This is a genomic window from Kitasatospora sp. NPDC047058 (genome assembly GCF_040643935.1).
GTDB lineage: Bacteria > Actinomycetota > Actinomycetes > Streptomycetales > Streptomycetaceae > Kitasatospora.
The window spans coordinates 1-14,999 of record NZ_JBEYVJ010000174.1 but is presented as its reverse complement, the minus strand read 5'-3'; the positions used below and the strand labels follow the sequence as shown (position 1 = coordinate 14,999).

At 74.7% G+C, this 14,999-nt stretch carries 13 protein-coding genes; 6 read left to right on the top strand and 7 right to left on the bottom strand.

All coding sequences use genetic code 11. From position 1 onward, the window contains the following. Positions 1-201: 201 nt before the first annotated feature. From ABZ885_RS23860 to ABZ885_RS23845, 4 genes are all read right to left on the bottom strand, one after another. Complete coding sequence (locus ABZ885_RS23860) at positions 202-1,095, bottom strand: hypothetical protein (RefSeq protein ID WP_360192103.1); 894 nt, start codon at positions 1,093-1,095, stop codon at positions 202-204. An 85-nt stretch (positions 1,096-1,180) separates the two neighbouring features. Continuing rightward, on the bottom strand, positions 1,181-2,203 hold the full coding sequence (locus ABZ885_RS23855) for a TolB-like translocation protein (RefSeq protein ID WP_360192106.1): 1,023 nt from the start codon (positions 2,201-2,203) through the stop codon (positions 1,181-1,183). A gap of 8 nt (positions 2,204-2,211) precedes the next feature. Continuing rightward, positions 2,212-3,618, bottom strand: coding sequence for an MFS transporter (locus ABZ885_RS23850; protein ID WP_360192100.1), 1,407 nt, complete (start codon positions 3,616-3,618; stop codon positions 2,212-2,214). 5 nt (positions 3,619-3,623) lie between these two features. Then, positions 3,624-4,523, bottom strand: coding sequence for an alkaline phosphatase family protein (locus ABZ885_RS23845; protein ID WP_360192097.1), 900 nt, complete (start codon positions 4,521-4,523; stop codon positions 3,624-3,626). Between the two features lie 297 nt (positions 4,524-4,820). Here ABZ885_RS23845 and ABZ885_RS23840 point away from each other — a divergent pair, with 297 nt between their 5' ends. The 5 genes from ABZ885_RS23840 (at position 4,821) to ABZ885_RS23820 (ending at position 10,869) form a co-directional block, all read left to right on the top strand. Next, on the top strand, positions 4,821-6,122 hold the full coding sequence (locus ABZ885_RS23840; RefSeq protein WP_360192094.1) for a cobalamin biosynthesis protein: 1,302 nt from the start codon (positions 4,821-4,823) through the stop codon (positions 6,120-6,122). Continuing rightward, on the top strand, positions 6,119-7,261 hold the full coding sequence (gene cobC / locus ABZ885_RS23835) for an Rv2231c family pyridoxal phosphate-dependent protein CobC (RefSeq protein WP_360192091.1): 1,143 nt from the start codon (positions 6,119-6,121) through the stop codon (positions 7,259-7,261). The genes ABZ885_RS23840 and cobC overlap by 4 nt, the downstream gene beginning before the upstream one ends. Positions 7,262-7,358: 97 nt before the next feature. Then, positions 7,359-8,036 (top strand): hypothetical protein, encoded by a 678-nt coding sequence (locus ABZ885_RS23830; RefSeq protein WP_360192088.1) that lies wholly within the window; start codon positions 7,359-7,361, stop codon positions 8,034-8,036. Between the two features lie 191 nt (positions 8,037-8,227). Beyond that, a complete protein-coding gene (locus ABZ885_RS23825) occupies positions 8,228-10,045 on the top strand; it encodes a serine/threonine-protein kinase (protein ID WP_360192085.1) in 1,818 nt (605 codons plus the stop codon). A gap of 86 nt (positions 10,046-10,131) precedes the next feature. After that, on the top strand, positions 10,132-10,869 hold the full coding sequence (locus tag ABZ885_RS23820; RefSeq protein ID WP_360192082.1) for an SDR family oxidoreductase: 738 nt from the start codon (positions 10,132-10,134) through the stop codon (positions 10,867-10,869). Positions 10,870-10,954: 85 nt separating this feature from the next. Here ABZ885_RS23820 and glnII read toward each other — a convergent pair whose 3' ends face one another. The 3 genes from glnII to ABZ885_RS23805 form a co-directional block, all read right to left on the bottom strand. Continuing rightward, positions 10,955-11,977 carry a glutamine synthetase gene (gene glnII / locus ABZ885_RS23815; RefSeq protein WP_360192079.1) on the bottom strand — a complete coding sequence of 341 codons (1,023 nt, stop codon included), beginning with the start codon at positions 11,975-11,977 and terminating at the stop codon, positions 10,955-10,957. 169 nt (positions 11,978-12,146) lie between these two features. Then, positions 12,147-13,127 carry an SCO1860 family LAETG-anchored protein gene (locus ABZ885_RS23810; protein ID WP_360192076.1) on the bottom strand — a complete coding sequence of 327 codons (981 nt, stop codon included), beginning with the start codon at positions 13,125-13,127 and terminating at the stop codon, positions 12,147-12,149. Positions 13,128-13,304: 177 nt separating this feature from the next. Continuing rightward, the gene (locus ABZ885_RS23805; RefSeq protein ID WP_360192073.1) at positions 13,305-13,982 is read right to left on the bottom strand and encodes a uracil-DNA glycosylase; all 678 of its coding nucleotides are present in this window, start codon (positions 13,980-13,982) and stop codon (positions 13,305-13,307) included. Between ABZ885_RS23805 and ABZ885_RS23800 the strand changes: the two genes are divergently transcribed. Continuing rightward, on the top strand, positions 13,981-14,999 hold a 1,019-nt coding region (locus ABZ885_RS23800; RefSeq protein WP_360192070.1), incomplete at its 3' end, for a DUF3048 domain-containing protein. The genes ABZ885_RS23805 and ABZ885_RS23800 overlap by 2 nt on opposite strands.

Sequence of the window (14,999 nt, the reverse complement as noted above, 5' to 3'; positions counted from 1 at the left end):
CCCCGATCGCGCCGTTGATGCCCTCCTCCGCCAGCTTCAGCGCCTGCGGATCAACCTCGTACCCCGTCCCCGCCATCTCAGCCCTCCCCCGTAACCGCAAAGCGGCCAGGCTACCGCGCACCCGGCCCCGGATCGTCGGCCCCGCTGAGGTGTCACGAAGCTGCGACACAGCCGGAGCCGCGCCGGGATGATGAAAGCTCCTCAGCCGGTGGCGCGGACGTAGATGTCGGCGGCGCCGGGGACGCTGGGGGTGGTGGCGACGTAGATGCGGCGGGTGGGGGCCGGAGCGGCGGCGGGGGTAGGGGTAGGCGTCGCAGTGGGGGTCGGAGTCGGGGTCTCGGTGGGAGACGGGGCGGTGGCCGGGGGCGGGGGCTCGTCCGCCGACTGGAGGCCCGTTGAGGGGTGGGCGGCCGCGGGGGTTTCGGAGGGCTCCGGGGTGGCCTCGTCGTCGGACTCCTCGTCGTCGGTGCAGGGTGACGGCGACGGGCTCGGTGACTCGGTCACGGTCGGTTCGGGCGACGGTGACGACGGCAACGGCAACGGCGACGGCGACGGCGGAGGCGGCGGGGCCAGGGAGGGCGAGGGGACGGACGAGGGCGAGTCGGAGACGACGGGGGCCGGGGAAGGAGACGGCTCGGCCAGTTCCAGGGCCTCGGCCGGCTCGTCCCCGCCGAGGGCTGCCGCCAGGTCGGCGGGCAGGGTGGCGCTCGGGCCCGGGGCGGGCAGGTCGTAGGTGCGGAGGAAGTCGCCCAGGCCGACGTCCTGGCCGCCGACCAGCCGGTAGTGCAGGTAGGCGACCGGCGCGCCGTCCGCGAGGTGCGTGTAGACCGCGCCCACCGGTACGTAGTAGCGGCCCGCGCCCGGGTGCTGGGAGGGGTGGAGGCCGGCGAGCAGTTCGGCGCGGTCGCGGTCGGTCTCGATGACGCCCCGCCCGAGGGTGAGCGCGTTGACGCCGCGGATGGCGAGGGCCGCCGCGGCCGATATGCAGAGCACGAGACTGATCGCGATCGTCCGCCGTAGCACCGGCCGGCCGTGCAGCGCCGGCCAGGATTCGCCGACCATCCGCTCGGGCACAGCCCGCCCCGTGTCCTTCACCGCTCCAGCTCCCCCGCCTCGGGCCACTCGCACTGCTCGACGTGGACCCTACGCTCGCCGTTCCGGCGGGTACCCACCGGCCCCATCAGCCCGGATAGGCCGGGGCCACGGCTGCTTCGAGCAGCCGTGCGGCGGCACCCCCGCCGTCCGCCGGAACCGTCCACAGGTCGGCCCCGAAATCGCCGGGGAGGGCGTAGAGCAGCGTCGAGGCGTCGGACCAGAGTGCCTGGTCGTCGATGTTGCGCTGCTCGGCGGTGGCGGTCTCGGTCATGGTGGCGAGGTCGAGCACGTAGAGCCGCCAGGGCGCGTCCGCGGGGGCGTCGGCCACCCGCTTCTTGTAGGCGATCCGCGTCCCGTCCGGGGAGAGCGAGGGGCACTCGACGTTCTCGTGGAGGGTGGTGAGGGTGCGGGCGGCGAGGTCGCCGCGGGCGAGGTAGGTCTGGCCGCCGGTGGCCACGGTGACGTAGAAGGTGTTGTCGTCGGCGAAGGTGACGCCCCAGATGTTGACGTCGGGCGCCCGGTACGGCTTGCCGTCCTTGATGACCTCGAAGGTCTCCAGGTTGTCCCGGAGGTTCCCGTCGCGGACGTCGACGATCGAGGTGCGGGTGGAGAAGTCGGTGCCGGCGTAGGAGTCGCCGCTGACGAACACCGTCCAGGCGGCGAGGTGGCCGGAGGGCGCGACGCGGGAGCGGGTGGGGATGCCGGCGGCGGGGAAGGAACGCACTTCCTTCAGGTGCTCGTCCAGCACCACGGCCCGGTAGCTGTCCTGGAGCGCACCGTGCTGGGCCTGCAGGCAGATGCCGGTGCCGCCCGCCGTGTGGAAGCGCAGGCACTGGACGCCGGAGGAGGTGCGCGGGCCGTCCGGGTGGTCGGCGGGGACGGTGGCGAGCTCGTCGCGGTGCGGACCCCAGGCCATGTTGCGGAAGACGAGCGTGCGGGCGGGGCCCGGCCGGAGGGTGACCGGGCCGGGGGTGACCACCGGGCCGCCGGGCTGGACCTGGTCCCGCTCGGCGGCCCGGTCGGAGGCGTACAGCACCGCGCCGGTGCCGACCGTGCCGAGCAGCAGGACGGCGACGAGCAGGATCAGCACCCTGGTGCGGTTCGGCAGGGGCTCGGTCACGACGGCACCTCGGGATCGGTGGGGGAAGCGGCGGCGGGAGCGGCGGGAACGGCCGGGGAGGCGGGTTCCCGGAGGACGAGGGTCGCCCCGGCCACGCAGCAGGCCAGGGCGGCCGCCGACCAGGCGAGCGCGGTGGTGCCGCCGACCGCGCTCCACAGCGCGCCGAACACCAGCGAGCAGGCGAACCGGGCGAGCGCCTGCCCGGTGCCGACCAGGGCGAGCCCGGCGCCCCGCTGGTCGGCCGGGACGGCGTCGGCCGCGGCGGCGGCCAGCACGCCGTCGGTCGCGGCGTAGAACGCGCCGTGCAGCACCAGCACACAGACCACCACCGGCAGCCCGCTGAGCGGCGAGAGCAGCAGCCCGTACGCCAGGAGCAGCAGGCCGTGGCCGGCCAGGAAGAGCAGCCGGCGGCCGATCCGGTCGGCGAGTGCGCCGAGCGGGACGGCGAGCAGCAGGAAGGCCGCGGCGGTGCCGAGCGGCAGCAGCGGGAAGAGGCCGGTGGCGAGGCCGAGCCGGCGCTGTACGAGCAGGTAGAGGAAGGAGTCGCTGACGGTGGTCAGGCCGAGCAGGACCGCGCAGACGGCCAGCCGGCGCAGGCCGGGCAGGCGCAGCAGGGCGAGGCCGTCGCGCAGCCGGGGGGAGCCGGCCGACGGTCCGTCCTCGTTCCCGGCGTCCTGGATGCGGTTCGGCACGAAGAGCAGCAGCACCAGCACGCCGAGCACGGCCACGCATGCGCTGACCGTGAACACCGCGTCGTAGCCGTGGCGTTCGCCGCCGTCGGCGAGCAGCGGGCCGCCGGCCAGGCGGAGCACCAGGAAGGCGGCGAGCGGGCCGAGCAGCGCGCCGACCGTGTCCATCGCTCGGTGGACGCCGAACGCCCGGCCGCGGTGCTCGGGTTCGGTGGCGAGCGAGATCATCGCGTCCCGGGGGGCGGTGCGCAGGCCCTTGCCGGTGCGGTCGACGGCGAGCACGGCGCCGATCAGGGGGACGGTGTGGGCGAGCAGCAGCAGCGGCTTGCAGAGCGCCGACAGCCCGTACCCGACCACCGCGACCGCCTTGTGGCGGCGCTCGCCGTCGGCGCCGCGCCGGTCGGCGAGGTGGCCGCCGGCCAGCCGGACGAGGGCGCTGAAGCCGTTCTGGATGCCGTCCAGCAGTCCGAAGCCGAGCGGGGAGAGGCCGAGCCCGGTGAGGAGGTAGAGCGGCAGGACGGCGCTGACCATCTCGGAGGAGACGTCGGTGACCAGGCTGACGGTCCCGAGGGCCAGTACGGTGCCCGGTACGGCGGCCCGGGTGGCCCTGGCGGCCGCCCTCCCGCCGTGCCCGCCGTCGGGCCGCCGGGGGCCCTGCCCCGGCCGGGGGGCCGGGGCAGGGGCCTTGGAGCTGCGGGAGTCCGCGACGTACACGGGCGTCAGTTCCAGATGCCGGAGATGGTGGCGGCGGTGTTGGCGTTGCCCGCGTGGGTGGTCAGCCCGGCGAGGTCCTCCAGGGTGCGCAGCACGTTGTAGTGGTTGTACGTGGTGGCGGTGGTGGAGCCCGGGGTGACGTGGGCGCCGTAGAAGAGGGTGGGGATGCGGTTGCCGGAGAGCTTGTTGTCCTCGTCGAAGGTCAGGACGAGGATGCTGTTGTGGGTCTGGGCCCAGGTCGCGTACGCGCCGAGCTTGTTCTTGACCCAGGTGTCACCGGTCGAGACCGAGCAGTCGTGCATGTCGTTGCACAGGTCCGGCACGACGAAGGAGACCTTCGGCAGCGTGCTGTAGTCGGACGGGAACTGCGTCATGGTGTACGCGGTGTTGGTCGGCACGTTGCTGAAGCCGAACCACGGGTTGTGCTTCTGGGCGTACCTGCCGCTGCTGCAGACGGTCGAGCCCTGGCTCGGCAGGCCCTCGTTGTAGCTGCCCCAGGTCTTGCCGGCGGCGATCAGCTCGGAGCCCAGGTTGGGGGCGCCGATCGAGCCGACCGGCACGCAGCTGTCGTCCGTGCGGCCCTGGTTGGAGCCGGAGAACAGCTGGTAGTAGTTGGGCTCGCTGGGGTGGGTGATCCCGTACGACTGGGTGAGGGTGGCGCCGCCGGCCTTGAGGGTGTTGTTGATGTACGGCGCGCTGGAGCTGCCGATGATCTGCGAGTACGCGTGGTTCTCCAGCACGACGACGACCACGTGGTCGGGCGCGGGGAGCGCGGCGGCCTGCGCGGCGGTACCGGTCGCGGCCCAGAGGCCGAGCGAGCCGGCGACGAGGCCGAGGCCGGAGCCGAGGGCGGTCAGGGTGCGGCGCGGGCGGCTGTTGTTCGAGCGGAGTCGTGCGAAGGGCATGGTGTCCTCCGTGCGTCGGGACGGGCCGGGGCCCGGGGGGACCCCGGCGGGGGTGGTGCCGGTCGAGCGCCGCAAACAGTAGGAGCGCGGCGGTGGCGGGTACCGCCGGAGGTACATGAAGAACAGGCGAACAGCCGTCGCGGGGTGGCGGTGGGGGCGGTGGAGGTCACAGGCGCCTCGATTGACCCGTCCATCAGGGGCGTGGTGGGATTCCACGGGCCGTCGACCGGCCCGCGAACGGCCGGTGGACGGCTGCCGGGCGGCCGGCGGGCGGCCGCCGGGTGAAGGGAACGCGACGTGATCGGGCTGCTGGCCCTGGGCGAGGCGGGTCGCCCGCTCGCCGGGGAACTGCACGCGCTGTGGTCGGCCGGCAGCACGGTGTACCGGGTGGGGGAGGACGGCGAGGGCCCGGGGGACGTCCTGGAACGCGCCCTGGGCGAGTGCCGGCAGCTGGTCTGTTTCGCGCCCGTCGGGTCGATCGTACGACTGCTGCTGCGGCGTCCGCCTGCCGGACCGGACGGGCGCACGGCCGGCGGGGTCGGCCTGGACAGCGGGGGCGGCGCGGTCGGCCTGGTCGTGGTGGATCCGGAGCGGCGCTTCGCCGTGTCGCTGACCGGGCGCGCCGGGGGCGCGGACGAGCTGGCCGCCGAGGTGTCGGCCCTGCTCGGCACCTGCCCGGTCGTCACCGGCGGACGGGCCGCGCACCGCTCCGCGCCGGCCGGGCCGGCCCGGGACGGGGACGAGGGCGCGCGCGGCTTCCCGCCGCCGCCCGCGCACCCCCGCCTGCACGCCGGTGACCTGGTGGTCGGGATCGGCCTGCGCGAGGCGACCGCACCGCCCGAGGTGACGCGGCTGATCCGCGCGGTGCTCGCCGAGGCCGGCCTGGACCACGGCTCGCTCGCCCGGCTGGCCACGCTGGCCGGCAAGGGCGGCCACCCGGCCGTCCGCGGCGCCGCCGCCCTGCTGGGCCTGCCGGTGGACGAGCACACCGCCGAGGAGCTCGCGGCCGTCACGGTGCCGAACCCGTCCTCCGCGGTGGGCGCGGCGGTCGGCACGACGAGTGTGGCGGAGGCCGCCGCGCTGGCGAGTGCGCCCGGCGGTGCCATCGTCGTCCCCAAGCAGAAGAGTGCGACGGTGACCGTCGCGATCGCCCGGGCGGCGGTGCGCGGACGGCTCGTGGTGGTGGGCCTCGGCCCCGGGGAGCGCGACCTGGTCGTCCCGCGCGCCGAGGCGGAACTGCGGCGCGCCACGGTCGTGGTGGGCGCGCCGGGCGCGTTGGAGTTCGCCGCGGGCTTCCTACGGCCGGGTGCACGCCGGTTCACCGCCTCCACCGCCGAGGACTGTGCCGGGAGGGCCGTCGAACTCGCCACCCGGCGGGAGGCGGTCGCCCTGGTCGCCCTCGGGGACGGGCTCGCGTACGACCCGCCGCCGGCCGAGGGCTACGACCTCGTCCGGGTCCCCGGCCTGCCCGCCGCCCCTCCCGCCGCCTCTCCCGTTGTTGCGCCCGCCGTACCGACCGCTGTTCCGACCGCTGTACCGACCGCTGTTCCGACCGCTGTTCCGACCGCCGTACCGACCGTCGATGGAGACCGCCCGTGACCACCGCCGACCACGACCTCCGCCACCACGGTGACGCGGAGGTGCGCGCCGACGGCCTCGGCCTGGTCGACCTCGCCGTCAACGTCCGCACCGGCACGCCGCCGCAGTGGCTGCGCGAGCACCTCGCGGCGACGCTCGGCGACCTGGCCGCCTACCCCGACCAGACGAGCGCCCGCGCCGCCGTCGCGGCCCGGCACGGGCGGCCGGTGGCGGAGGTACTGCTCACCTCGGGGGCGGCGGAGGCGTTCGTCCTGCTCGCCCGCGTCCTGGCTCCACGTCAGGTCGCCGTGGTGCACCCGCAGTTCACCGAACCGGAGGCGGCACTGCGGGACGCCGGGCACCCGGTGGAGCGGGTGCTCCTCTCCCCCGCCGACGGCTTCCGGCTGGGTGACGTGCCCGCCGACGCCGACCTCGTCGTCCTGGGCAACCCGACCAACCCGACCTCCGTCCTGCACCCGGCCGCGGCTGTGGCCGCCCTCGCCCGGCCCGGCCGCACGCTGGTGGTCGACGAGGCGTTCATGGACACCGTGCCGGGCGAGACCGAATCCCTCGCCGGTGTACGGGACCTGCCCGGACAGGTGGTCGTGCTGCGCAGCCTCACCAAGACCTGGGGCCTGGCCGGCCTGCGGATCGGCTACGCCCTCGGCCCGGCCCCGCTGATCGCCGCCCTGGCCGCCGCCCAGCCGCTCTGGCCGGTCTCCACCCCCGCCCTGGCCGCCGCCGAGGCGTGCAGCACCCCGGCCGCCCTGGCCGAGGCCGAGCAGGCGGCCCACGAGCTCGGCGACCGGCGGGAACACCTGCTGAAGGGCCTCGCCGCCTTCCCGGCCGTCCGGGTGCACGGTGCGCCGGCCGCCTCGTTCCTGCTGGTCGAGCTGCCGGACGCGGCCGCCGTCCGCGAACGGCTGCGCGAGCGCGGCTTCGCCGTCCGCCGGGGCGACACCTTCCCGGGGCTCGGGCCGGACTGGCTGCGCATCGCCGTCCGGGACCGGGAGACCACCGACCGCTTCCTCGCCGCGCTCGGCGGGGTACTGGACGAGGCACTCGACCAGCCGCTCGGCGGGGTACTGGACGAGGCGCCCGACCAGCCGCTCGGCCGGGCCCACCTCGACGCCCAGGGCGCAGGATCCTCCGGCAGCTGAAACAGGATCGGGAACATTTGCGCACCGGGCGGTGAACGAACCTGGCCTACCGTCATATCCGAACACGATCCCTTCGGACGACGGAAGTTGGACCGCAATGCGCTCGCGAATCGCTCTCACCGCCGCGACGGTCGCCGCCCTCGCGGCCGCCGCCACCGCCTGCGGGCCGGACAACAGCGGCTCGGCAGCCGCTGCTCCGACCGCGGCCCCGACCGCGGCCCCGGCCACGGCTCCCGCGACCGGTGCGGCCACCGGCTCCGCCGCCCCCGCCCCGACCGCCGGCGGAGCCTCCGGCGGCGCGACCGGCGGCACGTCGGCCAAGCCCTCGGCCGGCGGGACGGCAAAGCCCTCGGCCCCGGCGCCCGGCGACAAGGGCGGCCAGGCCTGCGGCGCCAACGACCTCACCTTCTCCGCCAAGCTGGAGATGCAGGCGGGCGGCTACGTGCTGATCACCGCGAAGGCCAAGGCCGGCATCACCTGCACCCTGTCCGGCGCGCACCCGGTGATCGCCTTCGGCTCGGCCGGCATCGAGGCCGCCAACGCCGAGCAGGCGGTCGGCGAACCGATCACCCTCAGCGGGTCCAAGGCCGCCTACGCGGGTGTCAACCCCAAGAGCACCAAGAGCAACCAGGCGGTCGAGTTCGGCGACGTCATCATCGCCATCGGCAGCCAGGACCCCAATCCGGTGAGCATTCCGGTCGGCAGCATCAAGGTCGACAAGCCGGTCGTCACCAACTGGCACACCGACCCCAAGCAGGCCGTCCCCGGCGTCTGAGCACCTCACCGGAACGAACCCCTGACCACCGGCCTTCCCTGCGACCGGAGTTGGAGCACACCCCTGAGCACGGGCGGGACCGGCCCCCGGACGCCGCTCTGGCAGACTGTGCGACCGAGCGGGCCGGTTGGGCCGGGCATGACACGCGCGCCGCGCACGACGCGCCGGGCATGACACATGGGGGCAGGGGCATGAGCAGCCGGGGGACGGTGCTCGGGGGGCGGTACACGCTGACCGGGCGGATCGGCGGCGGGGGCATGGGCTCCGTCTGGCAGGCCGACGACGAGGTGCTGGCGCGCCGGGTCGCAGTGAAGATCCTGCACCCGGGGCTGGTCGAGGACGGCGCGTTCGTCCAACGGTTCCGCCGCGAGGCCCAGTTGCTGGCCGCGCTCAGGCACCCCGGCATCGTCGACGTGCACGACTACGGCGAGAGCGGCGGAGATGCCGAGGACCGGGTCGCCTACATCGTCATGGAGCTGGTCGACGGGCAGCCGCTGGACCGGGTGCTCACCGACGACGGGCCGATGCCGCCGGAGCGGGCGCTCGGCCTGCTCGCCACCACGCTGGACGCGCTGCACGCCGCACACCGTCAGGACATCGTGCACCGCGACGTGAAGCCGTCCAACCTGATGCTCCGCCCCGACGGCCGGGTGACGGTGACCGACTTCGGCATCGCCCGGGCCGTGGCGAGCACCAGGATCACCGCCTCGCACGCGGTGATCGGCACGGCGCTGTACATGGCCCCGGAGCAGGCCGAGGGCAAGGCCGTCACACCGGCCTCCGACCTGTACTCGATCGGCGTGGTGGCCTTCGAACTGCTCACCGGGCAGCCGCCGTTCGACGGGGAGTCGGTGCTCGAGGTCGCGCTCAAGCACCTCCGGGAGCCGGCTCCGGAGCTGCCGGCGGACTTCCCGCCGGAGGTGCGGAGGTTCGTCGCCACCGCGCTGGCGAAGAAGGCGGAGGACCGCTTCGCCGACGCCGCCGTGATGGCGGCCGCGGCACGGGCGGCGATCGGCGCCCCGGCCGCCGGTTCGGCGGCCGCGGTTCCCGCCGGAGCTGCCGGGCCCGCCGAGCCCGTCAAACCCGCCGAGGCGGTGGGCGAGGCCGGCCCGGTGGAGCCCCGTGCCGCCGCCACCGAGCCGACCGCGCGCAGGAAGCGACGGGGCTTCCTCGTCCCGATCGTCATCCCGGTGATCATCACGGCCGGCACCACGACCGCCCTGCTGATCGACCACACGCCCTTCAGGTCCCAGGCACAGGCACCGGCCGGGCAGCAGCCCTCCCCGGCAGCCTCCGGCACGGCCGGCCCGAGCACCCCGTCACCGACGGCCCCGCCCGCGACGGCTCCGGCGGCCGCCACCCCTCCCGCGACCACCGCGCCGGCCGCCACCCCGCCCGCGGGCGGGAGCCCGGTCCCGAGCGCCGCCGGCCAGGGCACGCCCACCCGCGGAAGCGGCGCCGGAGCCGTAGCAGGCGGAACCGGCGTCACCGGCGGAGGCAACGGCACCACGGCCCAGCCCCCGGCCGCCACTCCCGCCCAGCCGGCCGCCGGCAACCAGCCCGCGCCCGCCGACCCGGCACCGCAGCAGCAGCCGAGCACGCCGCCGGGCTGCGGCGGCACCAAGTGGGGCGCCATCGTCAGCGTGGCGTCCGGCCAGAAGCTCGGCCTCTCCAAGGACACCCCGTCGGGCGGCCAGGGCGTGCTGATGGGCGGCAACACCGCGTACGGCTGGGTCCGCTCGGACCCGGACCCCGGCGGCTGGTACCACTTCACCCCGTGCAACCTGAGCGGCCCGCTCCTCGTCCAGGAGCAGGACGGGCGGGTGACGCTCTCCGGCGGGTTCAGCGTGCTGACCAACTGGACGGTCGCCGCGGCGAGCACGCCGGGCGCCTTCTCTCTCAAGGACTACATGGGCCAGTCCTGCATGACCGACAACGGCCCGGGCAACCAGGTCACCATGGCCACCTGCACGCCCGGCAACAAGTCGCAGGAGTTCCGGATCCCCTGAGCCGCGGAACCGGGGCAGGGGTACGGCCGGGTGCGTCCGGGTACGGCTCGTCCCGTGATCGGATACCGCACACCCGTGGAGGAACCGTGTTGAAGGGCAAGGCCGCCGTCGTCACCGGGGGCTCGCGCGGCATCGGCCGGGCGATCGTCGAGCGCCTGTGCCGCGACGGCGCCGACGTCGTCTTCAACTTCGCCACCGCCGTGGACGCCGCGGCCGACGTCGTCCGGGCGGTGCGCGCGGAGGGCGGGACGGTCCACGCGCTCCGGCTGGACCTGGCCGATCCGGACGGGCCCGAGCGGCTGATGCGGGAGGCCGGGGAGCTGCTCGGCGGGCTGGACATCCTGGTGAACAACGCCGCGACGTCCTTCGCGCGGGCCACGATCGCCGAGACCGAGCCGGCCGAGTTCGACCGGGTGCTGGCGGTCAACGCGCGGGCGGTGTTCCTGACCGTGCGCCACGCGGCCCGGTCGATGCGCGACGGCGGCCGGATCGTGAACATCTCCACGGTCAACACCGTCCGGCCCGTCCCCGGCAGCGCCCCGTACGTCGCGAGCAAGGGCGCGGTCGAGCAGTTGGCCGCCGTCGCGGCGCAGGAGCTCGGGCCGCGCGGGATCACCGTGAACACCGTCTCGCCGGGGGCGACCGACACCGAGCTGCTGCGCGGCACCAATCCGGCGGAGGCGCTGGACGCGGTCGCCGGGATGACACCGCTGCGGCGGCTGGGGCAGCCGGCCGACATCGCCGACGTGGTGGCGTTCCTGGCGGGCCCGGACGGCCGGTGGGTCACCGGCCAGAACCTCCGCGCGACCGGCGGGCTGGCGTAGGCCACCGCGGGCGGAGACGCCGGAACGGCCGTCGGCCCTCCCCCGGGCGGGGAAGGGCCGACGGCCGTACGACGGAGGGGGCGGATCAGACCTGGCCGGCCTTCTCCAGCGCCTCGCAGCAGGTGTTGATCAGCAGGCGGGTGACGACGTAGGGGTCGATGTTCGCGTTCGGGCGACGGTCCTCGATGTAGCCCTTCTGCTCCACCTCGACCTGCCACGGGATGCGGACCGACGCGCCGCGGTTGGAGACGCCGTAGCTGTAGACGTTCCACGGGGCGGTCTCGTGCTTGCCGGTCAGGCGGGACTGGATGTCGTCACCGTACTGGTTGACGTGCTCCAGGACCTTCTCCTGGGAGGCGCCGAGCGACTCGCAGGCGGTGATGATGGCGTCGTAGCCCTCGCGCATCGCCTTGGTGGAGAAGTTGGTGTGGGCACCCGCGCCGTTCCAGTCGCCACGGGCCGGCTTGGCGTCCAGGGTGGCGTCGATGCCGAACTCCTCGGCGGTGCGGTACAGCAGGTAGCGGGCGATCCACAGGTCGTCCGAGACGGTCAGCGAGTCGACCGGGCCGATCTGGAACTCCCACTGGCCGGGCATGACCTCGGCGTTGATGCCGCAGATGGCCAGGCCGGCGTCGATGCAGCGGTCGAGGTGCAGCTCGACGATCTCGCGGCCGAAGACCTCCTCGGCGCCGACACCGCAGTAGTAGCCGCCCTGCGGGGCCGGGAAGCCGCCCTCCGGGAAGCCCAGCGGGCGGGAGCCCTTGAAGAAGGTGTACTCCTGCTCGATGCCGAAGATCGACTCCTGAGCGGCGTACTTCTCGTGCACCTCACGCAGCAGGGCGCGGGTGTTGGACTCGTGCGGGGTACCGTCCGTCTCCAGGACCTCGCAGAGGACGAGGATGTTGTCGCCGCCGCGGATCGGGTCCTTGGTGACCTTGACCGGCTCCAGCACGCGGTCCGACGCGTGGCCCTCGGCCTGGTTGGTGGAGGAACCGTCGAAGCCCCAGGTGGGGATCTTGTCCGCGCTGGCCAGGACGCGAGTCTTGGAACGGAGCTTGGCGGTCGGCTTGGTGCCGTCGATCCAGATGTACTCGGCCTTGATTGCCACGGCGGTGTACCTCGCATTACTGGGTGGTGGGTGCCCGCGTAGCGTTGCAAGCCGCCGTTTCCCGGTTGTTCCTCTCATGTAACGCCCAGGTGAACCAACCGTCCGCGTCGGCACGGTTACGGTGCGGGAGTGCCACCGGTGGCACTCCCGCCCGCGACGGGGGCTCCGCTCAGTGCCGCCGGGCGTGGGCGGCCCGGCGGCGGGTGACCCGGAGCGCGCCGAAGCCGACCGCGACCAGGGCGGCCGCGCCGACGGCGAGCGGGACGGTGACGCTGCTGCCGCCGGTGGCGGCGAGGTTGCCCGCGGCCGCGTTGCCCCCGGCCCCGGTGGCGCTCGCGGTGGTGTGCGGGGCCGCGGGGCGACCGGTGGGCGCCCCCGCGGTGGTGTCCACGACGGGCTGCACGGCCGGGGTGCCGGTCGGTGCGGGTGCGGTGGGGGTCGGGGTGGCCGGCCCGGACGGCTTCTCGCAGCTCACCGAGGCGACGGTGATCCTCCCGGTGACCTTGGCGACGTTGAGGTTGAGCGGATTCACCTCGATCTGCACCTCCAGGGCCGAGGCGGCGGCCGTGGACGAGGTGGTGGTCTGCCGGGAGAACTCCACCGAGACGCTGCCGACCAGCGGCACGTCCACCTTGGTCGGCCCGTACAGGCCGACGGTGACCGGCTTGCCGAGGACGGTGAGCCTCGCGGGCGCGACCACGTTGGCGGTCGGCTGCCCGTCGACCGGGCAGGTGACCTCGGAGCTGAGCGCCTCCAGGCCCAGCAGGGTGGTGGCCGGCAGGCCGGGGGCGTGCACGTCGGCGTTGACCAGCTTGACCGAGGCCGCGGTGCCCTTGGCGTCGGCCGTGGTCACCGACCGGCCGACGTCCGCCTTGACCAGGGTGACCGGCCCCTGCTGGTCGACCCCGTCGACCGTGGCGGTCAGCACCGAGCCGTCGCGCTGCGCCGGGGTCTCGACCTTGTTCAGCGCGATGTTCACGGGGACGTCCACGGCCTTGTTCAGCAGGCTGACGTCCAGGTCGAGCTCGGCGGTGACGGCGCGCGCCCTGCCGGGTGACGGACTCGCTTCGGCGGCCTGGACGGGCGGGACGGTGAGCAGAGTGCAGGCCGCGACGACGGCGGCTGCAGAAACGATTCGGCGAGAAGACATGGCGGCACCCCCACGACGGAAATGATGAGCCGCCAGTCTTCTCGAACAATCCGTCACATGAGTCACACAGAACGTCATTTCACTCATTAGGGTGAGGTTGACGCTCCGGCGTGACCGGGCTCTGCTACGGCCGCCGACGCGTGACGGCGCCCCCGGCACGCGACGGAGGACGGCGCGTCACGGCAGCCGCCAGTCGACCGGCTGCGCCCCCTGCCGCACCAGCAGCTCGTTGGCCCGGCTGAACGGCCGCGAACCGAAGAAGCCGCCGTTCGCCGAGTACGGGCTCGGGTGCGCCGACTCGATGGCCGGCACCTCCCCCAGCAGCGGGCGCAGGTTGCGCGCGTCACGCCCCCAGAGGATCGCCACCAGCGGGCCGCCGCGCGCCACCAGCGCCCGGATCGCCTGCTCGGTGACCTCCTCCCAGCCCTTGCCGCGGTGCGCGGCCGGCTTGCGCGGAGCGGTGGTCAGCGCCCGGTTCAGCAGCAGCACGCCCTGCTGCGTCCACGGCGTGAGGTCCCCGTTGGACGGCTGCGGCAGACCGAGGTCGTTGCCGTACTCCTGGAAGATGTTGATCAGACTGGCCGGGATCGGCCGCACGTCCGGCGCGACCGAGAAGCTCAGCCCCACCGCGTGGCCGGGTGTCGGGTACGGGTCCTGCCCGACGATCAGCACCCGCACGTCGGCGAGGGGTTGCTGGAAGGCGCGCAGGACGTTCGGCCCGGACGGCAGGTAGGTGCGGCCGGCGGCCAGCTCGGCGCGGAGGAAGTCGCCCATGGCGGCGACCCGCCCGGCGACCGGCTCCAGCGCGGTGGCCCAGCCGGGCTCGACGATCTCGTTCAGTGGACGCGGTGCCATGGTCGCCACCCTATCGGCCTACACCGACAGGCCGTTCACCCGGATGATCATCGTTCCGCGGCCGACCGCGAGAACCGTCGAGCGGCTGTCCGCACGGTGGCGCTCGCTCTCCCGCGCGCAGCGGGTCGGTGCCGCCCTGCTGACCGCCCTTGTCCTGCTCCTCGCGGTGCTGCTGCCGGTGGTGGCCGGCCGCTCGCCCGCCCCCTCGGGGGCTCCGCCGCCGTCCTCCGCCCCGCCGTCCTCCGCCCCGCCGGGCGCGCCCCCGTCGTCCGTGCCGCCGACGCCGTCCGCACCGGAGTCCCCCGGCGGTGCGGTGTCGCCGCTGACCGGGCTGCCGGGCGGGGCCGGCCGGATCCTGGCCGTGAAGGTCGACAACATCGTCAACGCCCGGCCGCAGACCGGGCTCGGCGCCGCCGACGTCGTGTACGCGATCGAGGTCGAGGGCGGGCTCTCCCGCTTCCTCGCCGTCTACGACTCGAACCACCTGCCGCCCGGGGACAGCATCGGCCCGGTGCGCAGCGCCCGGGAGAGCGACCTGCCGGTCCTCCAGCAGTACGGGAAGGTGGACTTCGCGTACTCGGGCGCCCAGACGAAGTTCCTGCCCGTGCTGGCCCGGGCGGACCTCTTCAACTGCTCCCCGGCCCAGGACAACTCGTTCTTCCGCGGCCGGTGGGACGTGCCGCCGTTCAACCAGTACGTGGTGCCGTCGGGCATCCTGCAGCACTTCCCCGACGCGGCCGCCGCCCGCGACGTCGGCTTCCGCTTCGGCCCGGCGCCGGCCGGCGGGGCGCCGGCCGACACCCTCACCGCGCGGATGCCGGCCGCCTCCTTCACCTTCACCTGGTCCCCGGGCGAGGGCCGGTACCTGGTCTCGATCGACGGCAAGCCCGCCGGGACGACCGACTCCGGGCGGCTGGGCGCATCCTCGACGGGCGCGTGCTCGTACAGGCGCCACGCCTTCACGACGGGCCCGGTGCCGGCCTCGATGAGCCAGTCGGCCTCTCGCAGGTGGGCGCG

Excerpts from the sequence above, each read along its gene's own strand:
- ABZ885_RS23845 (WP_360192097.1), bottom strand. The coding sequence starts at position 4,523 with ATGCCCTTCGCACGACTCCGCTCGAACAACAGCCGCCCGCGCCGCACC.
- ABZ885_RS23830 (WP_360192088.1), top strand. The coding sequence starts at position 7,359 with ATGCGCTCGCGAATCGCTCTCACCGCCGCGACGGTCGCCGCCCTCGCG.
- ABZ885_RS23825 (WP_360192085.1), top strand. The coding sequence starts at position 8,228 with ATGAGCAGCCGGGGGACGGTGCTCGGGGGGCGGTACACGCTGACCGGG.
- ABZ885_RS23810 (WP_360192076.1), bottom strand. The coding sequence starts at position 13,127 with ATGTCTTCTCGCCGAATCGTTTCTGCAGCCGCCGTCGTCGCGGCCTGC.
- ABZ885_RS23805 (WP_360192073.1), bottom strand. The coding sequence starts at position 13,982 with ATGGCACCGCGTCCACTGAACGAGATCGTCGAGCCCGGCTGGGCCACC.